General features: G+C 39.4%; 18 protein-coding genes and 1 pseudogene. 9 read left to right on the top strand and 10 right to left on the bottom strand.

Annotated elements, in window-relative coordinates; translation table 11 throughout:
- Positions 1-25 precede the first annotated feature (25 nt).
- The 7 genes from mdcH to mdcA are packed head-to-tail and all read right to left on the bottom strand — an operon-like array spanning position 26 to position 6,094.
- Complete coding sequence (mdcH, locus tag ACG9ZL_RS12135) at positions 26-958, bottom strand: malonate decarboxylase subunit epsilon (RefSeq protein ID WP_419360159.1); 933 nt, start codon at positions 956-958, stop codon at positions 26-28.
- A 9-nt stretch (positions 959-967) separates the two neighbouring features.
- The gene (locus ACG9ZL_RS12130; protein WP_336954124.1) at positions 968-1,567 is read right to left on the bottom strand and encodes a malonate decarboxylase holo-ACP synthase; all 600 of its coding nucleotides are present in this window, start codon (positions 1,565-1,567) and stop codon (positions 968-970) included.
- The gene (gene mdcE, locus ACG9ZL_RS12125; RefSeq protein ID WP_336954125.1) at positions 1,567-2,397 is read right to left on the bottom strand and encodes a biotin-independent malonate decarboxylase subunit gamma; all 831 of its coding nucleotides are present in this window, start codon (positions 2,395-2,397) and stop codon (positions 1,567-1,569) included. The genes ACG9ZL_RS12130 and mdcE overlap by 1 nt, the downstream gene beginning before the upstream one ends.
- Complete coding sequence (locus tag ACG9ZL_RS12120; RefSeq protein ID WP_336954127.1) at positions 2,394-3,245, bottom strand: biotin-independent malonate decarboxylase subunit beta; 852 nt, start codon at positions 3,243-3,245, stop codon at positions 2,394-2,396. Before ACG9ZL_RS12120 ends, mdcE begins: the two co-directional genes overlap by 4 nt.
- A complete protein-coding gene (locus ACG9ZL_RS12115; protein WP_419328785.1) occupies positions 3,238-3,537 on the bottom strand; it encodes a malonate decarboxylase subunit delta in 300 nt (99 codons plus the stop codon). Before ACG9ZL_RS12115 ends, ACG9ZL_RS12120 begins: the two co-directional genes overlap by 8 nt.
- Positions 3,537-4,415 (bottom strand): triphosphoribosyl-dephospho-CoA synthase, encoded by an 879-nt coding sequence (locus tag ACG9ZL_RS12110; protein WP_419360157.1) that lies wholly within the window; start codon positions 4,413-4,415, stop codon positions 3,537-3,539. Before ACG9ZL_RS12110 ends, ACG9ZL_RS12115 begins: the two co-directional genes overlap by 1 nt.
- Positions 4,415-6,094, bottom strand: a complete 1,680-nt coding sequence (gene mdcA / locus ACG9ZL_RS12105) for a malonate decarboxylase subunit alpha (RefSeq protein WP_336954130.1) — start codon at positions 6,092-6,094, stop codon at positions 4,415-4,417. Before mdcA ends, ACG9ZL_RS12110 begins: the two co-directional genes overlap by 1 nt.
- A gap of 349 nt (positions 6,095-6,443) precedes the next feature.
- On the opposite strand from mdcA, the gene ACG9ZL_RS12100 reads away from it, so the two are divergent.
- Together ACG9ZL_RS12100 and ACG9ZL_RS12095 are read left to right on the top strand one after the other, a co-directional pair.
- Positions 6,444-7,376: an IS5 family transposase gene (locus ACG9ZL_RS12100; protein ID WP_419360156.1), complete on the top strand. Its 933-nt coding sequence runs from the start codon at positions 6,444-6,446 to the stop codon at positions 7,374-7,376.
- 65 nt (positions 7,377-7,441) lie between these two features.
- Positions 7,442-8,491: a helix-turn-helix transcriptional regulator gene (locus tag ACG9ZL_RS12095; RefSeq protein ID WP_419360154.1), complete on the top strand. Its 1,050-nt coding sequence runs from the start codon at positions 7,442-7,444 to the stop codon at positions 8,489-8,491.
- A gap of 49 nt (positions 8,492-8,540) precedes the next feature.
- Here the strand turns inward: ACG9ZL_RS12095 and ACG9ZL_RS12090 are convergent.
- Positions 8,541-9,892 (bottom strand): annotated as a pseudogene (locus ACG9ZL_RS12090) (tyrosine-type recombinase/integrase).
- Between the two features lie 232 nt (positions 9,893-10,124).
- On the opposite strand from ACG9ZL_RS12090, the gene mutS reads away from it, so the two are divergent.
- The 4 genes from mutS (at position 10,125) to ACG9ZL_RS12070 (ending at position 15,000) form a co-directional block, all read left to right on the top strand.
- Complete coding sequence (mutS, locus tag ACG9ZL_RS12085) at positions 10,125-12,779, top strand: DNA mismatch repair protein MutS (protein ID WP_419360153.1); 2,655 nt, start codon at positions 10,125-10,127, stop codon at positions 12,777-12,779.
- Between the two features lie 156 nt (positions 12,780-12,935).
- Positions 12,936-13,466 (top strand): GNAT family N-acetyltransferase, encoded by a 531-nt coding sequence (locus tag ACG9ZL_RS12080; RefSeq protein ID WP_419360276.1) that lies wholly within the window; start codon positions 12,936-12,938, stop codon positions 13,464-13,466.
- A gap of 349 nt (positions 13,467-13,815) precedes the next feature.
- Positions 13,816-14,139, top strand: a complete 324-nt coding sequence (gene fdxA, locus ACG9ZL_RS12075) for a ferredoxin FdxA (protein ID WP_004721686.1) — start codon at positions 13,816-13,818, stop codon at positions 14,137-14,139.
- A 141-nt stretch (positions 14,140-14,280) separates the two neighbouring features.
- Complete coding sequence (locus ACG9ZL_RS12070; RefSeq protein ID WP_004721687.1) at positions 14,281-15,000, top strand: D-Ala-D-Ala carboxypeptidase family metallohydrolase; 720 nt, start codon at positions 14,281-14,283, stop codon at positions 14,998-15,000.
- A gap of 501 nt (positions 15,001-15,501) precedes the next feature.
- Here the strand turns inward: ACG9ZL_RS12070 and ACG9ZL_RS12065 are convergent.
- Both ACG9ZL_RS12065 and ACG9ZL_RS12060 read right to left on the bottom strand, forming a co-directional pair.
- Positions 15,502-17,034, bottom strand: a complete 1,533-nt coding sequence (locus ACG9ZL_RS12065) for a pyridoxal phosphate-dependent decarboxylase family protein (protein WP_419360151.1) — start codon at positions 17,032-17,034, stop codon at positions 15,502-15,504.
- Positions 17,035-17,037: 3 nt separating this feature from the next.
- Positions 17,038-18,411: a diaminobutyrate--2-oxoglutarate transaminase gene (locus tag ACG9ZL_RS12060; protein WP_004721690.1), complete on the bottom strand. Its 1,374-nt coding sequence runs from the start codon at positions 18,409-18,411 to the stop codon at positions 17,038-17,040.
- A gap of 499 nt (positions 18,412-18,910) precedes the next feature.
- Between ACG9ZL_RS12060 and ACG9ZL_RS12055 the strand changes: the two genes are divergently transcribed.
- From ACG9ZL_RS12055 to ACG9ZL_RS12045, 3 genes are all read left to right on the top strand, one after another.
- Positions 18,911-19,618 carry an SIMPL domain-containing protein gene (locus ACG9ZL_RS12055; protein WP_419328963.1) on the top strand — a complete coding sequence of 236 codons (708 nt, stop codon included), beginning with the start codon at positions 18,911-18,913 and terminating at the stop codon, positions 19,616-19,618.
- 265 nt (positions 19,619-19,883) lie between these two features.
- Positions 19,884-22,088 (top strand): TonB-dependent receptor family protein, encoded by a 2,205-nt coding sequence (locus tag ACG9ZL_RS12050; protein ID WP_419328961.1) that lies wholly within the window; start codon positions 19,884-19,886, stop codon positions 22,086-22,088.
- Positions 22,089-22,227: 139 nt separating this feature from the next.
- Positions 22,228-22,998, top strand: coding sequence for a sulfite exporter TauE/SafE family protein (locus ACG9ZL_RS12045; RefSeq protein ID WP_419360149.1), 771 nt, complete (start codon positions 22,228-22,230; stop codon positions 22,996-22,998).
- The last annotated feature ends 381 nt before the right edge of the window (positions 22,999-23,379 follow it).

Below are 23,379 nucleotides of genomic sequence, written 5' to 3'. Positions count from 1 at the left end.
GTCCGTTCACTGCTTTAAATTTTGACTAAAACGTGTGAGCGCGTTCCTTTTGCATTTCAACGATTAACGTATCTAAACGTGTTCCTTGAAAAGACATGACGGTTCCATCTGTAAATATTTTTTTTGCCAAACCTGTCAGCACAGTTCCTGGCCATGCTTCGATTTGTAAGCGTACTCCTCTTTCCCATGCAGATTGAACGGTACTTTCCCAATCAATCATTCTGCTCATGTTAAATGTGATGTCATCGATAATTTGGTCCTGATGCACCAGTAGCCGTGCAGTCGTCCCACTTAAATAACGAATTTTTGGTGAACCTGTGCTGATTTTTTTAACCTCAGCATCAAGAGCTTCAGCTTGGTTCTTTAATAGCTCACAATGCGATGGGACTGCTACGCTCAGCTTTTTGCTCAACACACCCTTTTGGCGTGCGATGTCAGCGACATGTTGCATCGCAATGTCTACTCCTGAAATCACGATCTGGTTTACAGAGTTGATATTGGCAACAAATACATCTTGTTGATCTTGCTGCACCTCCTTTACCCACTCGCTTACACTGGCTTTATCCGCCCCAATCAATGCCATCATTCCATATCCTGTCGGATATGCGTCTTGCATTAGGGTTGCCCGGCGAGCAACCAGCTTTAGACCATCTTCAAAACTGAGTACTTCCGCAACTGTAGCTGCGGCCCATGCACCAATTGAGAGTCCAGCAACATAATCAGGTTTGAGTTGCTGTTCAGACAATAAATGTCCACTGACCACACCCGCGATATAAAGACAAAGTTGTACTGCATAAGTCGACTGTAAAGCTGCTTGCTGATCTAGAAGCAACACATCCTGACCCAAAATATCTGATGCACGCTCAAGATATTGATGCACCGACTTTATCTGAGGTAGGTCATGTAACATGTTAGGCTTTTGCGCACCTTGCCCCGGAAACACCCAAATCGAACTCATTGACTTGCCTTATCCTTGCCAAGGGTTATTGACTAAAACAGCACCTTGGTTGCGTTTGAGTAGGACCTTCCCTGTTGCTCTCACCCAATCTTTTAATGCCACACCACCCAAAGGCGTTTGTAACTGAACATCCAAGGGCAAACCCGTCAGTTGCAATTGTTGCCATATTTTCAAAGCTCGCGCTTTAGTCAAATCTTTAGGCGTACGAATCAGTACATCGAGATCGCTCTGTGCAGTCACAGTTTTACGCCCCGTGGCTAACTCGAACCCCATACTGCCCGTGTAGCCCCATGGCAACAAAAGCACGTTCATCTGCATTTGTAAGTGCAGAATTTGCATTGCCCAATGCGGAAATTGCGAAACTCCCAACTTACAAAGTTGTTCAGGCTTTATGCATTTTTCAATTTGCTGCTCAGGCATCATCAAAGCATAACGTTGGGATTTTTGCCGCCCCCGAACCCCAACAGGAATCATCCCTGATACACAAACTGCACGACGAACTACTACAGGATCGCCACTTTGAATCACATGACTCACCCAATCTGGCACATCCAAAGGAAGATATTGCTCTGTCAGCCCCCAGAGGAGATCATGTGCCTGTGGCTGCATTAGATCGACCACTGTGCACGCATTAACTCACGTACACGCTTTGACATTTGTCTATTTTCACCATTCAAACGTTGCTCTAGCCCAGTCGAGTTTTGCTGTTGAATGTCAGTGATTGCTTGTGTGATCACCTGTTTTACATGGGTCAGATCATTTGCTGTAGGCTGATCCGCATTTTCAACATCAAGACATGCTGTCAACAATCCTAGCGTGGCATAGCTTTGAATGTCATACGCCATTGGTGGAATACTGGCTGCCAATTTTTCTAACTCTTCTACAGTCCGAAGTGTGACACGAGCTGCCGACTCTTTACCCATGGCATGAACCATGACACCATCATCATGGAGTGCAAAAATACGATTGGCTTGATAACCATGAGCTAAAAATGCCCCTGACATGGATTTGCCCACTAACAAGCTGATCACAGGATGTCGTGCTAGCCGAGCACGCGCATAACTATCTACTGCACCGGCAAGGGCTTGATGTATGCCGAATAACTCTTCACGTCGTCCATAGGCCTGACTTGGTACATCAACAATTGCAACAATCGCGCGTTTCTGAGTGGTATGCTGATCTACTTGTATCACCTCATCTACCGCTTTTGCCAAAGTCCAACCTTCCAATAAACCGACTTCGCCTGCACGTGCGCGAGGGAATTGGTTCTCCGTATTTGCAACTACTACAATCAAACGAGTAGGCTGATCACCCAATAGACCATCAGCCACCCAAACAGATTTGCTATATTGTGTTTGTTGCTGAAAACCTTCACTCAGTGCAATAAACCAGTGTTCACCTCGAAGAGAGGCTTTCACTGAACGAACATCCATATTCATACCTGTTCTCCTCGATATGTATCCAGTACATTTTGTGGGGTTGCTTGTTGTTCCGTTGCAAGCTGCTGAAGTTTTGGCAAATAGAACGCATAGTTCGAACTACGATGAAGTTGCGGAATGCCTTGTTCCAAATAGTCGATAATGTGTTGCTTAATCTGCTCACGATCATCTTCGAGGAAAGCATCAGCTAAACCTGTTTCTACTCGCTGTTCGCCACCAGTAATACTCCAAATAAATGGGCGATCTTTTGAATCGTACTCGTTCACACCAGCTTCTTGCTCAATGACTTGTGGACCATTCAATCCCAAGCGACCTTCTTGAGTCATGATCAAATAACTACACAATGCAGCGGCAATTGACATTCCGCCAAAGCATCCAACACTCCCAGCTATGATGGCAACAACAGGTTGATACTGTCTTAACGCAACAATAGCGGCTTGAATTTCGGCGATTGCAGCAAGCCCAAGATTGGCTTCTTGCAAACGAACACCACCTGTTTCCAATAACAAAATAGCTGCAGTTGGAATACCCTTTTGATTGTCTTCAACAGCAAGTTCAAGCGCACTCGCAATTTTTGCTCCACCGACTTCACCTAAGCTTCCCCCCTGAAAACCACCTTCAATTGCCACAACAACCACAGGACGATTTTCTAAATAGCCTTTCGCAACCACTACACCATCATCTGCTTGCGGTACAATATTTTGTTGGATCAGCCACGGTGACATCACTCTTGAAAAGGGATCAAGTAACTCTCGAAAGGTTCCCTGATCAAGTAAAGCTTTAGCACGTTCTCGTGCACCTAGTTCGATAAAGCTTTGCTTGTTCAGTAAGATTTCTAAATTAGCCACAGTTCACCTCCTCAAAAGCTTGCTCTAAACGTAAACGTACAACCCCTGGTGTTGCGCCAAAATCATGGATCTCAATATGTACTGCTGGCGGAGTTTGCTCTGTAAACATACGTTCAAATACATTTTTCCAGCGTTGTTCACTGCCATCGACTGAAGTTGTCACTGCGATTGAAAGTTTTCCTGCCAGATTAGGTTCCATTAAAATTTCAAGGTCTCCTGAACCCACACAGCCCACCAATACCTGCTTATCTGGTGCTGAGCCAGCAACAAATTCAAATTTGAGTATTTCCATTACGTTCCTTCCTCATTAAGATTATGCTCAACCCAATCCAAAAATAAGGTTGCTGCAAGTAAATCTGCTGCTCCACCTGGCGAAGCACGAAGTCGCATTAAATCCATTTCTAAAAAATTCAGCGCAGATTGTCCTGCAACAGTTGCATATCCGCCACAACGAAGTACATAACGTGCACCTTTTTGCATACGGTTTAGCCCAATTCGCCCTGCACGGTACAGTACACAGGTATCGTCCAAAATGCTCATCAAAGCCAATAAGGCATCAACTCGAGCAGCAAGCTCGTTACCAGAAATCTTTCGACTGTAGTGAAGTTGAGGTAATGCATGCTCGACAATCGCAGGAAAACCCTCTTGTGCTTGAGCTTTAGCTCCTTTTATACCGAGTTTTTGCTGTACCTGTTGCCCATGGCTTGACTGTTGTAGAGGAATCAACCTATCTTCTAATTTTGCAATTTTTCCAGCAACCTGACATAAATCATAAGCATAAAGAGAATACTGATTATGTATTGCTAGCGCTGTCGCCGTGACCAAAAGCCCCAAAGCCCAAATTGCACCACGATGCGTATTTACACCGTGTGTGGTTTCGAGCATTGCTACTTCACCAGCGCGTCCTATTGCACCAATCACTTCTCGTAAAGTCTGCAAACAGTCAGCATGTAGAAATGCAGCTTGTGCCATTTGTAAAAACATAGGTCTTAAGCTATACGCAGATTGCTCCATCAACACTAGGCTTAAGTCATCATGTGCTCCGCTACCACGTCGATCAACCAACGCAGGCTTCGGCGTTAAATTAACTTCGGCAATCAATGCATTTACAGCTAAATCTGCCAACAATGCACATTGTTGTTGTGAGTATGATTGAACATAGGCATTCATTACCAACTCCTGAATTTTGCAGGCGGTTGATATAAACCATCTGACCAAGTGACTAAATCAGCAATATTTTTAGCGGCCAATAACTCACGTGTGGCATCAGTACGACGAATACCTAAATCTTCTGGAAATGCAACCAGTCCTTCTCGTCTTAAGCGTTCCGTAGTTTTTGGATTATGATTGAGGCCAATATCAGTCACTCCTGCAACGGCGGCAATCATGTCTTGACGTTCTTGTAAACTGCTGGCTTTGTATAGGTACGCAATACCATCTTCAGTCAACAAATGGGTAACGTCATCTCCATAAATCATAATTGGAGCGAGTGGCATTCCTGCTTTTTTCGCAACATCCACAGCATCAAGCGTATTTACAAAAGTAGGTTTGCCACCTTCTTGAAAGGTTTCCACCATTTGTACCACCAACTTTTTACCACGTGCCAAAAAGGTATCAGTCTCATTTACCTGAGTAGGACGCATATCCATCCATGCGGGTGTGGCATGTCGACGACCCCGCGGATCATGTCCCATATTCGGTGCACCACCAAAACCAGCTAAGCGTCCTTTGGTAACTGTAGAAGAATGTCCAGAACCATCAACTTGTAAAGTTGCACCAATAAATAAATCTACTGCATATTGTCCCGCAAGCTGGCACATCATCCTGTTGGACCTTAATGAGCCATCACGACCTGTAAAAAATATATCTGGACGAGCAGCAACATATTTTTCCATCCCTAACTCAGTACCAAAGCAATGCACACTTTCCACCCAACCTGTTTCGATAGCAGGAATGAGTGTAGGATGCGGATTGAGTGTCCAATTTCGACAGATTTTGCCTTTTAGTCCCAATGACTCACCATAAGTTGGTAGAATCAATTCAATCGCAGCCGTGTTAAACCCGATACCATGATTGAGTGATTGCACATTGTGGCGTTCGTAAATTCCCCGAATCGCCATCATTGCCATTAATATATGCACAGGCTTAATATGTTTGGGATCACGTGTAAACAAGGGTTCAATATAAAATGGCTTATCCGCAACCACGACAAAGTCAACCCACGATGCTGGAATATCTACCCGTGGTAAATCCTGTACGTCATCAACCAATTCATTGACTTGAACAATAACAATGCCATCACTAAATGCAGCAGGTTCGATTAAAGCAGGTGAATCCTCAGTACTTGGGCCTGTATAAATATTGCCATGGCGATCAGCCATAAAGCCTGCTGACAATACAACATTGGGAATTAAATCAACCAATAACCGCGAATAGAGTTCGATATAAGTATGAATGGCGCCGACTTCTAATAAACCATCTTCGATTAACTGGCTGATGCGTAAACTCTGTGTCCCAGCAAATGAAAAATCCAGTTTTCGGGCAATCCTTTTTTCAAATAAATCTAGATGCTCTGGACGCCCAACACTGGGCATGATCATATGTAAGTCATACAAAACCGAAGCATTGGTTTGTGCCAGTGAACGTGATAAAAAATCAGCTTGTTTTTGATTGTTCCCTTCAAGAACGACACGATCGCCTGGCGTAATCAAAGTTTCCAAGACCTTGATAATGTCCTGTGTAGGTATAACCACCCCATCGGTATATTTACGTGCCATATCAACTTTGAGTTGTTTTGCGTGTCGACGTGTATTCCAGACACGTTCTTTGTTTTGAACTGATCCTTCCATGTGACTTATCCTGATGTTGTATTTTGCTTTGAATCTATAAAAGCTTTTTCTTAGATTTTGATCAATCAACCTCAATAAGAGTTCATTAACTTTAAGTTAATATAAAAACATCAAAAATAGACTCAATACTCATGACTTAATTTCGAAGTTTGAAACAGCCCATTTATTTTATTTTTTATAAAAGTATTTTAATTCAACCTATTTATTCAGAATAAAGTGCTTATTTAAGTATTTATTTTTCAAGGATTTTTTTAATAATTTTAGCCACATACTTTTTTTATTTTTAATTTCAAGGGGCTTTGTTGCACAAACCTATCTCTAAAGGCTGATTCCACACTATAATTTTCAAATGAATAAGCCTCGCCCTAAAGTTTACCGTACTCTTAATTGGTCTTCATACAACCGAGCTCTCATTAATCGTGGAAATATTGCCATTTGGTTTAATCCAAATACTCAGTGGTATGAACAACCGCATGGCAAACAAGGTCGAAATCAAACCTATTCAGATACAGCAATCCAATGTTGTTTAATGATTAAATCATTATTCCGTCTGTCTTTACGTATGGTCACTGGCTTTGTTCAAAGTCTCATTCAACTTTTTGGCTTGGATTGGGCAGCACCAGATTACTCCACCCTTTGTAGAAGACAAAAGCATATTGATATTTCGATTTTCTATCAAAGAAGTAGTGGTGGACTCCATCTACTCATTGACTCTACTGGTTTGAAATTTTTAGGTGAAGGTGAGTGGAAACGTAAGAAACATCAGCCTGAATATCGTCGACAATGGCGTAAATTACATATTGGTATCGATGCTGAAACCCTGCAAATACGTGCAGTTCAGCTCACTACAAACAACGTCAGTGATTCCCAGGTACTCGGTGATTTACTTAATCAGATTCCACCAGCTGAACCAATTGATTCCGTTTATACTGATGGAGCTTATGATACGAAACAATGTCGAGAAGTGATTTCCGATCGGCAAGCTCATGCAGTAGTCCCACCCAGAAAAAATGCTAAACCTTGGAAAGATACAAAGATTAGCTCGTTAGAACGCAATGAACTGCTTCGAACAGTTAAACATTTGGGTAGGACACTATGGAAAAACTGGTCTGGCTATCATCGCCGAAGTTTGGTTGAAACCAAGATGCATTGCGTCAAATTATTAGGGGATAAACTGACTGCAAGACATTTTCAAAGTCAGGTCAATGAGATTCATGCACGTGTAGCAGTATTAAATAAATTCACGGAATTAGGAAGACCTCATACCCGAGTTGTATCTTAAATTTAGATAACTTAGGGGAACTTTAATTTTAAATCTTTGTGCAACAAAGCCATATAAAACTAGAAATGACAGATCCCTATGGGTTATCAAAACCCAGTATCCCTATTTCTTATGCACATTTATTGCTAGAGATCATGATCCAAAAAGGATTTTCAGCATCCGATATTTTGCTTCAAAGCAAAATACCTATAACGCTGCTCAACCAATTAGATGCTCGTATCACACCTCTCCAATGGTCTAAGCTGGCATGGGTATGTTTGATGCTAGCGCAAGATCTTGGGTTGGGATACGAATATGGATTAAAGCTAAGACTTACTGCGCATGGCCCAATGGGATATGCGTTAATGAGTAGTTCTTCATTACGCAATGCCATAGAACTGGCAACGCAGTTTTTTAATATGCGATTAAAAGACTATAAAATTGACTTTTATGAAGAAGATAAAAAATCGATTATTGAAATACAACAAACCCATCCTGTTATTAGCGAGCACCCGGAACAAGCTGAAATATTGAGACGTTTTTTTTATGAATGTCTAATGATTGGTGTTATTCAGAGTGCTCAAGCCTTAACTGAACATGATTTATCTGATGTGGAACTTCTAGTTGACTGGCATGAACCCGCTTACCACCAAAATTTCTTAACACAATTACCTAAAGTACTTTTTAACCAAGAGAAGAACCAAATTTGTTATACTTCTACAACGATTGATTGTGCTACAAAAATGGCGGATCAAACAGCATTCCAATCAGCATTAGTTCAATGTGAAGCTGAACAAATCCGCTTTTCAGCACAAATCAAAGATATTGGTTTACGAGTCAAGAGCGAATTAGTACTGACACCTAATAAAGGCTATCCATCTTTAGATATGATTGCCCAACGTTTGCACATGTCAAACCGAACATTAAGAAGACATCTCAACGAAGTTGGCGTCTCATATCTCAGTTTATTAGATGAAGTAAAATATCTTGAAGCAGCGAAACTTTTATTGAGTAGTGATATGGAAATTCAAGACATTGCGCTTTATTTAGGATATATCCAACCTGCTAATTTTGCACGGGCATTTAAGAAATGGAGTGGAGTAGCCCCTATTCAATTCCGTAAGCATATCAATTAAGTTGAATCGTTATCAATTTAATAAGTACCTTTATTCTATAAATCCTAATTTATTTTAGAACCAAAGCTTCCAAATGATCCGCCCATTTTTGTAACCATGTTGCACACTCATTTTCATAAGTATGTAAATTATATGTTCCCTCTATTCCTTTTTTAGAATGACCTAATATAGCTTCCGCAATATCAGTTGGACATCCTAGCCTAGATAAATTAGTTCTTAATGTTCTTCTTAAATCATGAGGATTCCAATCTTCCATATCTTCTGGCCATAACTGGTGTGGCTGTAAATTATGATTTGTAGCTCTATCTTTACCTCTCAACACCCACTTTGTTTCAGTCAAAGTTTTTTGAGCAATGGGTTTTCCTGTTCGAAATGAGGGAAATAAATAAAGACTATTCAAACGTGGAAGAGCTTTTAAGTACTCTACACATTGTTGCGATAGTTGGACAAAACGCTCACTACCATTTTTTGTTCCTTTTAAGTGCCAAGTTGCGCGCTCTAGATTAATATCCTTCCATTCAGCTGAACAAATTTCACCTGTCCGTGCACCTGTCCAAAGAGCTATCTGTAATATACTTTTATGATGTTTAGAAAATCCAGATATAGGTAACCAAGCAAGCATCTGTTTCAATTCAAAATCTGATAATACCCTTGTGCGTTTATTAGAAGTAAGCTTTATTCTCGTTTGCTTTAAACTAGATTCGGCTAACAAAGCTGGATTAGCAAAACTCTCTGAAAAGTAATCCAAACCGATTGCGTAATCATAGGCAATGATTAACTCTGATAACACACGTCCTGCCTGTACCTGAGCTCCACGATCAATAATCTTTTTAATGAACTCTACAATATCCTTTCTAACGACACTTTCAGCTTGTCTATGCCCTAAAACTGCAACTACATCAGTATATAGAGTTCGTCTTGCTTCAAGTTGTCCTTTTAAGTTTCGTGCACCTTGTATATTTTTCTTAACTCCAGAGCGAGGATCAATAATTACTTTATCTTCAATAACTTCAGTTAAATAAAGATCAACTACGTCTTTTACAGTTAATATTTTATTATTTTCTGATAGTTTTTCTTTTTTATTTTTGATTTCCAGTTTTCCTGCTTTCCTTTCAGTTACTGGACAAACACCTTGTGACCTTAATAATTTCAAGCGCTGAAGTTCAATACGTGCTTCAGCAAGAGATATGACAGGATAGTTACCCAATGTAATTTTTTTTATGAATTATCTATTGGGCTCCTATAGCGGTAAACGAAACTTTTCAATCCAGTTTTGCCACAAACCACTCTCAAACCAGAATATTCACCAATATCACTCTTTACGGCATCCCCTGACTTCATTTTATCAATAGCACGAGCAGATAATGCCACTTTCTTTTTGTTGTTTATTTCCTCACTCATATCAGTATTCCTTTTTGTTAATTAGCTTCAATTTGTTAAAATACACAGCGTGAGAAATCAATTGTATCTCTCACACACTGTTGACTCAATTTTGACATAAAAAAAGGTACACTAAAAGGTACACTTTTTTCTTAGATTAGGTTGGATTCGTACAGAAATTGTTAGAATTGGTTGGACAGCCAAACTTTCAAAAATAATTTATTTATTGTTTAAATTTAAGGATTTAATATACGTGAATAGTAAAGAAACAATGGCTGACTTATCTTCTCATACACCAATGATGCAGCAATATCTAAAAGTCAAAATGCAGCATCCACACTCTTTAATGTTCTATCGCATGGGCGATTTTTACGAACTGTTTTTTGACGATGCAAAAAAAGCCGCAAAACTTTTGGGGATTACCCTCACTCATCGTGGTAAAGCCAATGGTGAACCTATTCCAATGGCGGGTGTTCCATACCATGCGGCGGAAGGTTACTTAGCTCGTTTGGTTAAAAAAGGCGAAGCTGTCGTTATCTGTGAGCAGATTGGTGAAGTGACTGGTAAGGGTCCTGTCGAACGCGGTGTGGTACGAATCATTACCCCTGGAACATTGACCGATGATGCCCTCTTAACCGCAACCCAAGCATCTAATCTTGTTGCAATATGCTTTCAACAAAATCAAATTGGGATGGCACTGCTGGATTTAAGTGCGGGTATTTTTAAAGTTCAACAGCAAGATTTCAAGTCTGAGAGCTTGGCAATTGAATTGGCACGTTTAATGCCAAGTGAAATATTGGTGGATGAAGATATTGTTGACCCCAATATTATTGAAGACATTAAAAGACAAATTGAATGTCCAATTACCAAACGGCCAAATGTCGATTTTAATTTAAATAATGCACAAAAAACCTTATGTGACCAATTCTCAGTTTCTACACTTTCTGGTTTTGGTATTGACCACTTACCACTGGCTAAGGCAGCTGCTGCTGCATTGATTCATTATGCCAAAGAAACTCAAAAAACGGCATTACCGCATATCCGCTCAATTAAATTAGAACAAAGCTCGGATTTTATTGCACTTGACCCAGTTACACGCCGCAATTTAGAAATTATTGATCCTTTGTTTGAGCATGGTACGTCACTGTTTAGCTTGATCAATGACTGCCAGACTGCAATGGGTGGACGATTGCTAGCACGTACATTGATGCAACCGATCCGTGATACTCAAATTTTAGATTCACGTTTAGATGCGACAGATACTTTACTCAAAGGCTATCATGAAAGTCCTGTTCGCTTAGTTTTAAAAGAAATTGGGGATATTGAACGTGTTTTGAGTCGCATTGCGCTTGGCAGTGCGCGTCCTCGTGATTTGGTACAGCTTCGTCAAGCTTGTGCACAAATCCCGTTCCTAAGACATGCTATTCGACCTATTCTTGAGACGCAACAATCTAAATTGATCATTCAATTAAATGAAGAATTAGGCGATTTTAATGGGTTACATCAACGATTGCTGTCCGCAATTGTTGAACACCCGCCTGTATTATTACGCGACGGCAATGTAATTGCAGAAGGCTTTGACGCTGAGCTTGATGAATTGCGTAAAATCCGTGATCACGCAGGTCAATTCCTGATTGATTTAGAAATCCAAGAACGAGAAAACACGGGCATCAATACCCTGAAGATTGGTTATAACCGTGTCAGTGGGTACTATATCGAACTTACCCGTGCTCAAGCTGAACAAGCACCTGATCATTACATCCGCCGTCAGACGCTGAAAAATGCCGAACGTTATATCACGCCTGAGTTAAAATCCTTTGAAGATAAAGTTCTTTCAAGTGAATCGCGTGCGCTTGCTCGAGAAAAACTACTCTTTGAAATGTTGTTAGACGAGTTAAGAGCTGATATTGGCAATTTACAAATGATGAGCGCATCAATTGCCCATATCGACTTATTGGCAAACTTTGCTTATCAAGCCCGTTTGAATAATTGGAATCGGCCAGAGTATAGCCCAGAAATCGGGATTAAAATTACAGCAGGTCGTCATCCTGTAGTCGAATCACTCAGTAAAACGCCATTTACCCCCAATGATACCCTACTCGATTTCAATCATCGAATGGCGATCATTACCGGGCCGAATATGGGCGGAAAATCAACCTTTATGCGTCAAACTGCACTCATTAGTTTACTAGCCTATTGTGGCAGTTTCATTCCTGCTAAAACGGCTAAGCTAGGACCGATTGACCGTATATTTACTCGAATTGGCTCTGCTGATGATTTATCTACAGGTAAATCTACCTTTATGGTGGAAATGACAGAAACTTCTCAAATTTTACATCATGCAACCAATCAATCTTTGGTACTTATGGATGAAGTTGGTCGTGGTACAAGTACTTATGATGGGCTATCTCTAGCTTGGGCATGTGTGCTTGATCTGACCAAACGAATCAAATGTCTATGCCTCTTTGCCACGCACTATTTTGAATTAACTGAGCTTTCAAAAGAAGTGGCTATTGATAACTACCATGTGACGGCCAAAGAGTTAAATGGTAATTTGATTCTATTGCATAAAGTGCAACAAGGTCCTGCCAGTCAAAGTCATGGCTTACAAGTTGCTAAACTTGCAGGAATTCCTGCAGGAGTGATTAAAGAAGCCCAAAAGCGGTTAAAGATTTTAGAGAAACAACAACAGCAACAGTTGCAATCCGTTGTGCAAAATGACTTATTTGCTGAAGTTGAAACCGTTGAACCTGAAAAGTTTGAACAAATCATTGAAATTGAAAAAGTCGTCGAAGTTGAAAAGTCATCACCTATACTCGATGCTTTAGCAAATATTGATGTCGATGATTTAACGCCTCGCCAAGCACTTGATCACCTCTATGCATTAAAAGCGGCACTAAATGCATAAGCAATAACAACTACCCAGTCTAAGCAGGTTTAAAATTCCTTTACTTAGACTGGAAATAACTTGAGTCTATTGATCTTTAAATACCAATCTAGACGATAATTAAAAGCACTTCATACTAGGTGATTGAGTGCTAAGTTTTAGGAGAATAATATCAATATTTCACTCAAGCCCCTGCAGCTTTCTGACATAGACTTCATTTGGAAGCACATTGATCGACGTGAATTTATCACTCAAATGTATCTACAACAAAAGCAAAAATTACATTTAGTCGATTGTTTTTATGATGTGCAAAGTTGGGATGAATATCATTTAGCAAATGATCCCCCTGTATTAAAGCAACATCTTATTCAAGGTGGGCTATGTGTGGGTGCATTCAATCAATTGAATAGATTAATTGGTGTCCAACTGGTATCTAATCAAGTCATCGCAGATTATCCAGAAGCAAAGCTATTACAGTATTTTTATGTTGATGCAAATCATCAAGGCCTTGGTCTTGGTACACAGCTGATGCATTCAGCGATAAAATCAGCCGATCAACTTGGTGCAAAACAATTATATATTTCAGCAACACCAACCCAGCGCACTGTCGACTTTTATCTTAAACAAGGCGCGCTTGTCTTAGAAAAACCTGATCAGCAGTTATTGGAATTAGAACCTGAAGATATTCATCTTATCTATACGTTGTGATGACATTACTGATCCTGAAAATACAGTTCCAAATAATTCTAAAAATGATAACTGACTAAAAAAACAACACATAAAAGTAATTAGCCCATTTCACTTATGTGATTTAGTCTCATATTTATGTTCTTTTTTGAATATGTTTAGCATTTTTTCACCTATGGCGACATCAAAATAATAGCGCCTATTTTTAAAAATGTATAATTCATCACAAGTTAGAAGAATTTTCTATAAAAAAAATTGATTTAGCAGGTTCTTCTATATTAAATATCAATAAAAGCAATTGTTAGTTTGCGACGTTTTCCCTAAAATACAGCATTATTAATTAGAACCATATTTTTAGGTAGCTGACGCCATGACCTTTGTTGTCACTGAAAATTGTATTAAGTGTAAATATCAAGACTGCGTAGAAGTATGTCCAGTAGACTGTTTTTATGAAGGTCCAAATTTCCTAGTCATTAGTCCAGACGAATGTATTGACTGTGCGCTATGTGAACCTGAGTGTCCTGCAAATGCAATTTTCTCTGAAGATGAACTCCCTGAAGGTCAAGAGGTATTTATTGAATTAAATGCTGAACTTGCTCAAAAATGGCCAAACATTACTCAAATCGGTGATCAACCTGAGGATCGTGAAGAGTGGAATGGTAAAGCCGATAAATTACAATACTTAGAAAAATAAGTATTGTATAAAAAAGATCAGCTTAGGCTGATCTTTTTGCATTTTAATATGTAAATTGTACATTTATTTGCAATTTATCCATATTACACGCACCAAACTAGACTAAAATAACCCGTTACTTGCTTTTAGCTAATATTGAGAATGAAATTTATTTTGAAAGGTTTACTTGCTGTCGGTGTTACTACAATGATTCTGGCTGGATGTACATCTTCCCCTCAAAAGAATCCAACAATTAGCACGTCGCATGGTCAGCGTATTTACATTCCCGAAGAAAAAATTACGATTGAGCGACCAATTCCTCCTAAAACGATGCCTTCATCTTATCGCCAATGGTTGATCTATGGAGACAATCAGTCACGTGCACGTGATTATGAACGTTTCCTTGAACAAAATAATGCTGGAAATATTATTCCTAGTTTCGAGTTATTTAAAACTGCGCGTGATTGGGACAAGTGTGGTAAGTCTGAATATATGATTCCAAGCCGTGAGCTTTGGAGTAATCAATTACCGACATTAAAAGTATTTAAATATTTGGTTGCATCTAAAGTTCTGACTGATTTTACCGTAACCTCGGTATATCGAGACTTACCTTTAAACCAATGTGCGGGTGGTGCTGGATCTTCACGTCACTTATTCAATTCAGCCATTGATTTCCGTATTGGGCCGGAAAATCCGCAACCTCAAGATTATGCGTATATTGAACATACAAAATTCAAATTATGTCAGTTCTGGTCGCAGTATGGCCAAAGTTTAAACATGGGCTTAGGCTTATATGCTTCAGGACAAATCCATATTGATACTCAAGGTTATCGTACTTGGGGACCTGATCTTACCCGTAATAGCTCAATGTGTAATTTTTAACGCCCCATACTCAATAAAAGAGATCGATGAGATCTCTTTTTTATGAACAAGCATTTGATCATAAATAAAGCTTATGTTTCTGTATGAACTTTAAAAACTAGGTTATCAATTCGTTTTTTGTTCTTTTGGATTCTAGATGGTTATTCTACCGTGGGGCGACATGGATGTCGCTGTTGGGTGGAGGTACAGGATGTACCTCTCACCCAACAAAAGATTTTTGTCATCTTTTCATCTCTGAAAAGTGAGGCATCGCCTACGCAAAGGTATTTAAACTTTGAATGTAAGATGTAGCATTGCAAGCTTATTTATAAGCAAATAATTCATTCTTACAGGCAATTGATTTAATTAAAAGAGATTATATTCTTGCTTCTAAGTTTTTGACAGATTGACTATATTTTAGATCAAAACACCCTTAAATAAAAAACGCCCAATGAAATACATTGGGCGTTTTTTTAAATAAAATCAATCAATTTCAAGCATCAAAATCAACTGGATATCAATCTAGTCAATTGCAGGCGTATAAGTACCATCAGCAATCGCATCTTTAATTCGGTCAGCTTCTTCTAACACCAAGGCAAGAAGATTCTTAACGTTTTCTAAAGTTGCAACTGGACTTAAAGTCGTCATTTTCAAAGATTGAAGCTGTCCAACTTTAGTTACACCGATATTGGCTTCACCGCGCGCAAATAATTCATCTGCAACGTTTTGGTTCAAAGTATCAAGCAATTCAACTGGATAATTATCAGGTATTACACGGAATAATACCGATGCAAATTGTGGATCAACCAGCATTTCCAAGCCAGCAGTAGCATTAATGTAATCTGCTACTTCACGAGTTAGCTTAACGCCATGGTCAATCATTGAACCATAAAGCTCTTCACCTAGATTTTCAATCGTCATCCACAATTTCAACGCATCAAAACGACGTGTAGTTTGTAGAGATTTAGACACTAGATTCGGTACACCATGTTCTTCATCATAAGCAGAATTTAAATATTCAGCTTCATAATGCATGAAACGATAGTTTGCTTCATCTTTCAACAAGAAAGCACCACATGAAATACTTTGGAAATAATGCTTATGGAAATCCAATGTAATCGAATCAGACAATTCAATACCATCAAGCATTGAACGGTAGTCATTCGATAAGATCAGTGCACCACCCCATGCTGCATCGATATGCATCCACGCGCCGTATTTATTGGTGATTTCACGCACTTTCTTCAATGGATCAATCGCACCAGCGTCGGTTGTCCCAGCAGTCGCAACAACACAAGCAACAATTTTGCCTTCAGCCTGTAAATGCGCCATGGTTTTTTCTAGCGCATCAACATCCATCTGTGCATTTTCATTGACTGGAACAGTCACAACTGACTGGAAGCCCATGCCCATCATCGCCATGTTCTTTTGTACAGAAAAATGTGCATTTTCAGAACAGATCACTTTGACATTACGCATGGCGTCACTTGGAACACCATCACGTTGCACAGACCAAGGCAGACCATTTACGTCTTTCCAGTTCTTGGCAATACACCAGTCACGTGCTAACAATACACCCATCAAGTTAGATTGGGTACCGCCAGAAGTGAATACACCAGCCTGACCTGCACCATAACCTACTTTTTGACGCAGCCAGTCGATCAATTGAACTTCCATCAAAGAACCTGCTGGGCTTTGATCCCATGAGTCCATTGATTGGTTAGTCGCATTGATCAATACTTCAGCAATTTGACTTGTCACCATAGTTGGGCAATGCAAATGTGCCAAAGAGTGCGGATGATGTACTTTTAGACTTTTGTTCAGGAAAAGCTCAACCATACGCTCAAGCGATTGGTGTAAACCTAGACCTTGTTTAGATGGTGCAAAAGAAATCGCTTCACGAAGTTCTTTAATGCTCCCACCTGTGTACATTTTGTCATTTTGCAACCATGCTGCGACCGCTTTAGTCGCCTCACCCATTGCTGACTCATAGTCAGCAATAGATTGAGCATCATTGCAGAGTAACGCTTTACGATGTTCTGCAAAATCTACCATGAATTAAGCGCCTCGAACTGCAATAAGAGCCTCTGCAACTGCTTTCTTAAAGCGCGCAATAGCTTCTTCACATTCTTCTTGGGTAATGATCAATGGGCAAAGTAAACGAATCACTGTACCGCTACGGCCGCCCTTTTCTAACAATAATTTATTGTTAAAACATGCTGTTTGAATTGCAGCAGCCAATTGTGAATCCGCAGGAAGAGAACCCATATGATCCGCTTGCTTACGTTCATCCACAATTTCGATACCGATCATTAAACCGCGACCACGAACATTACCAATACATGGGAATTCTTGCGCTAATTTTTTCAATTCAGCTTGTAAGAAATCACCACGTTGTTGCGCATTTTGTGCAAGATTTTGCTCTTTAATGGTATTGATCGTTGCAAGACCAGTACCCATTGCAAGTTGGTTACCACGGAAAGTCCCTGTGTGACCTGCAGGTTGCCAAGCATCGAACTTCCGTTTAATACCCAAAACAGCCAATGGTAAGCTACCACCCACTGCTTTTGACATCACCACAACATCAGGTTCAATACCAGCATGTTCAAAAGCAAACATTTTGCCTGAACGTGCAAAGCCCGCTTGAACTTCATCCAAAATCAAAACAATGTTATGACGCTCAGTCACTTCACGGATTTTTTGCAACCATTTCGCTGGTGCAGTAACCACACCGCCTTCACCTTGAATTGCTTCAAGAATCACAGCTGCAGGTTTAGTTACTCCGCTTTCGACATCTTCAATGAAGTTTTCGAAATAATAAGTTAAGGCATCAACACCTGCTTCACCGCCAACACCCAATGGGCAACGGTATTCATGCGGGTATGGCATAAATTGTACGCCTGGCATTAAGCCATTTACCGCATTTTTAGCAGATAAATTACCTGTCATCGCTAACGCGCCATGAGTCATCCCGTGGTAACCGCCAGAGAAACTGATAACTGTATTGCGACCTGTATAGGTTTTCGCCAATTTAATCGCTGCTTCTGTACCATCTGCACCAGATGGGCCACAGAACTGTAAGCAATACTCTTCTTGCCCACCCGGAAGTTGTGCAAGCAGTGCTTCAGTGAAAGCATCTTTTAAAGGCGTTGTTAAATCTAAAGTATGTAAAGGGAGACCACTCGCTAAAGTGTCTTGAATACTTTTAATCACCGCAGGATGGTTATGGCCTAATGCCAATGTTCCTGCCCCAGCTAAACAATCGAGGTACTTTGTACCTTCAACATCGGTAACCCAACAACCATGTGCTTCCGCTATCGCTAACGGTAATTTACGTGGATAACTACGAACATTCGATTCCATCTGACTTTGGCGAGTCAAGTAGTATTCGTTTGTGGAAGTGGCAGCAGGATTTACAGAAGTAACGCTCATATCGAATTACCATCTCTGATATGGGTTGAAAGAAATAAGTCGGGTGACTTGTGGTCCTTTGACTCGGTGCTTTATAGAAATCTAGTTAGAGTGCTTTTAATCTTCATAACTAGGAGCGCGATAATACAGTTTTTTACAAGAAAATAAATATCTTTTATGTACTTATCCACACTCCATTTATCGAAAAAAACATTTAGCTAAATCTAATTAGTTATTATCATCATACTATGTGACAAAGCAAAGAAAAGCCGATAATTAAAATGAATTTCTAAATCTAGCTCAATTCCACAAATTTCCATTACAACGAAACTCGATAAGCTTTTAATTTTTAAAAAATTTTAAACAAAATAAAATTGCAATTTATATGCAAATTATTACAAATGCACCACAAAATCTGCCATAGTTTTCCGCAAACCAGATTTATGATTAAAAACAGATTCAATTTAAACAATATATCTTTAGGTCATAAATTTTAGTCAAACAATTTTAAGGATTCATTATGCGTTATTTAGCGTTAACTACTTTACTCTTGGGAACTACACTGAGCACAATGGCGATGGCAGCAGAAAATGACCCGTTAAATTACAATATTGTCAATGTTCAAGCAGATGCGACACGTCAAGTGTCTAATGATGAAATGCATGCAGTACTTTTTATTGAGAAAAACAACAAGCAACCTGCTGAGTTATCTTCTCAAATAACCCAATTAATGAATCAAGCCATTAGCATTTCAAAAAAGTATCCACAAGTTAAAGTCGAAACAGGCTCACAAACTACTTACCCAGTTTACGACAATGACAATCAAAAACTGAAAGAATGGCGTGGTCGTGCAGAAATTCAAATTGAAAGTAAAGATTTTAAAGCAGCAAGCCAGTTAATCAATGAGTTGCAAAACAGCTTTCAAACACAATCAATTAATTTCACAGTGTCTGATGAACAACGTAAAAAAGTTGAAAATGAATTGATGGTTGAGGCTTCAAAGAATTTCCAACAACGTGCGCAAATTTTAACGCAAGCGTGGAATAAATCATCTTATAACTTGGTCAATATCAACATCAATACTAGCAACTCTTATCCACAACCTGTTTATGCAGCGCGTGCATCTATGGCTAAGTTTGAAGCTGCCGATGCCGTTGGTGGTCAGAATATGGCCGCTGGCGAATCAAAAATCACAGTCAATGCTAATGGTTCGATCCAGTTTAAATAAGTTTTTGATCAGGGTCTGTAGACATTTCATAAATGGCTTGCGTTGTAGACGAATTATCAACAGACCCTAATATAAAGACCGTGCTTATGCACGGTTTATTGCTATTGCGCTTTATAAATTTGCCATTGCAAAATAAAAAAGTGAATATTTGATTAAAAAATCTATTAATTTGAATTAAACAATAGTTTTAAATGATAATCATCCTGATTTAAAAATATGTTTGAAGAGATTAAGATACGCACAATTCCAAATGCCTATTTTTTTTATGAAAATTTCAAGCCAAAGAACACCTGACTTCACTCTGTTTAAACCCTCACATCTCAGCCTTGCAATTGCTGTTTCACTTAGCTTTATATCCAATGCTGCCTTTGCCGAAGACAATCAAGAAACGTCAACACAAACACTTAAAACAATCACCGTACAAGCTGAAGGAAACTGGCTTGAAGCTGCCAATGCTGAAAAAGTTCACAAGCATGCAGGTGCACGTACCATTATCGATCGCAAAAAAATGGACGAATCTGCGGTAACCTCTATCCGTGATGCGTTAAAACAAGTGCCAGGTGTTCAGGTTCAAGACAGCAATGGCACAGGGGGTAGTGATGTTTCTCTCAATCTAGGTGTCCGTGGCTTAACCTCTCGCCTATCACCTCGTTCTACAGTATTGATGGACGGTGTCCCTCTATCCTTCGCACCTTATGGTCAACCACAATTGTCTATGGCACCTGTTTCAATGGGCAATATTGAATCTGTAGACGTTGTTCGTGGCGCAGGTTCAGTCCGCTTTGGGCCTCAAAACGTGGGTGGGATTATCAACTTTAATACCCGTGCAATCCCTGAAAAACTATCAGGCTCTGTTGGTTTAACTACAGAATTCGCCACAGGTACCGATCAACTCAAGTACAGTCCAAACCTCTTTATCGGCGGTACTATGGATAATGGTTTAGGCCTTGCGCTACTTTATTCAGGAACCAAAGGAAATGGCTATCGCGAAGCCAATAACGACATAGATATCGATGACGTGATGTTAAAGTCGTCATATCAATTTACAGATGCGGATTCGATTGCACTTAATCTGCATCACTATGAAGGCCGTGGCGAAATGCCCGAAGGCTTAACAACTGCAGATTATGCCAAAAACCCATACCAGTCGAACCAATACCGTAACTATTTTGCAGGTCGTCGTTCAGATGTTTCTGTTAAATATAGCCATAAAGATGAATTAAATAACTTTGAAATCCTTGGTTATTATGTCGATTCATTTCGTACCAGTGATCTGGAGTCTGCTGTAGAAGGTACTGCAAATAGTCGAATTAGTAACTCTCCACGTGATTATAAATATTTTGGCATTGAACCGCGTTATTCACGTGCCTACACTTTGGGCAATATGAATAATGAAGTCACGGTAGGTTATCGCTACTTGCAAGAAGACAGTTCAGAGTTTTCTGGTCGTACAGCACAATATAACACTGTTACAGGCACACCGGGTGAACGCCTTGCCAACACGAGCAGTGAAGGTGGAACTAAAGCCCATGCTGTGTATATTGATAACCGTTTTGGTCTCGGTGCATTGACCCTTACTCCAGGTGTTCGTTTTGAGTCAATTAAAACCCATAATGATTATACCGCGTACCAAAATGGTAAATTCATAAATACGGTGCATCCAAAAATTAATTCTGATGAGTTTTTACCAAGCCTTGCAGTGCAATACAATTTCAATGAACAATGGAATGTCTTTGCTAATGCAGCGGTTTCTTTTGGTCCTCAGCAATATAACCAGTTGGCTAAAGTCGAAAGCAACAAAGCTATAACCACTTTAGATGGTCTCCATCCTGAAAAATCCAACAACTATGAAATCGGTACCAAATACCTAGGCAATGGTTTAAATGCAGAATTTACAGTGTTCTATTTAGACTTTGATAAAGAATTATTACTTGAACGCCCTGATAATATTGGTACGGGCATATGGACCAATCTAGGTGCAACCAGTCATAAAGGAGTAGAGCTTGGTCTCAGTTATGACTTTGGTAATCTCTACGACTCGCTGCAAGGCTTAAAAGTCTACAGTAACTATACATTTACCAAAGCAGTGTCTGAGGCAGGTAAATTTGATGGTAAGGACTTACCTTATTATTCAAGACATGTTGGAAATTTAGGCCTTGGTTATAGCTTTGACAAATGGTCTGTCAATGCTGATATGTTTGCTCAATCTAAACAACATGCGCCGGGTTCAGGCAATGTTTACCAAACTGTTGAAACAGCAGATGGCCGTAATGGTGATATCCCTGGTTATTCAACTTTTGCGGTACGTACAGCTTATGATTTTGGTCAAGATTTTTACGGTTTAAAAGTGGCAGGCGGGATTAAAAACCTATTTGATCAAGAATATTTTACTCGTTCCTCTGACTCTACAGGTGGTAAATATGTAGGACAGCCGCGTACTTTCTATCTACAAACGTCTGTTGATTTCTAATTTTTGAAAAACGTGTAAATTTACAAAGCATTTAAAACGAAAGCGCTAATCTCATAGATTGAGATTAGCGCTTTTTAATTACTTTTATTTGAATATATTCTATGATTATTCTCTTAAATAACAGTTAGAACAATCTGTAATGGAATACGAGACAATACTTCTGAGTTTAGGCTTCTTCGCTTTTTGGGCTGGTTTAATTGATGCTGCGGTGGGTGGAGGTGGATTAGTTCTACTCCCAGCGCTAATGCATGCCTTTCCCAATCAAAGTCTCGCCACAGTTTTTGGAACCAATAAAATCATTGCCATGGCAGGTACTGTATCTTCTGCATTTGCTTACTTTAAGAAAGTTACGATCAATTGGAAACTTATACTACCGACAATGTTGGCAGCATTTATATTTTCTTTTTTAGGTGCAATGTCCGTTTCGTTGATTCCTAAAGAGTTGATGCGTTATATCGTATTCTTTTTACTTATCTTGATTGCAATCTACACCTTTGCCAAAAAAGACTTAGGTAAAATCCATACTGTTTTACAGACGGGTAAGAAAGAAATTGCGTTAGGTTTATTTTTTGGCGCCTTAATTGGATTTTATGATGGAATTTTTGGCCCAGGGACCGGCAGTTTTTTGCTCTTTCTGTTTGTGAAAGTATTTGCTTTTGATTTTTTAAATGCTTCTGCATCTGCAAAATTGGTCAATGTCGCCACTAATATTTCTGCCATGTTCTTCTTTATTCCTTCTGGTCATATTTTATGGATGGCAGGCATCATTTTAGCAGTTTGCAATGTTTTAGGCTCTCTTGCGGGTACTGCTTTAGCATTTAAATATGGAAGTGGTTTTATTCGTATTTTCTTTTTAATTCTACTGGTATTTTTAATTAGTCGAATGGGCTATGACTTATTTATCAATTAGTCATTCATACTAAATATACAAATTGAAAGAAGCCCGCCAAAATTCTATAGTTAAACCACCTAATTATTCATAGAATTAATTTTAATCAATTCATTGAGCATAAATAAAGCTTATGTTTTTGTATGAACATTGAGAAACTGTTGATTATTAATTCAATTTTTGTAATTTTGAGTCCTAGATGGTTATCCTACCGTGGGGCGACATGGATGTCACTGTTGGGCGGGGGTATATGAGCAAAAATAAAGCACTGCTTTGTTTGCAGCGCAAGAGCCCTGTTAAACGAAAGATTTTTGTCATCTTGTATCTTGTTCTTTGTAGTGATTAGCTATCACTACACGTAAATTGTAGAGTTTGGTTTGTCATCAAAACTTCGAGTTTCCT

This window comes from Acinetobacter legionensis (genome assembly GCF_048551735.1).
Classification (GTDB): Bacteria; Pseudomonadota; Gammaproteobacteria; order Pseudomonadales; family Moraxellaceae; genus Acinetobacter.
This window is presented reverse-complemented; position numbering and strand designations above follow the sequence as displayed.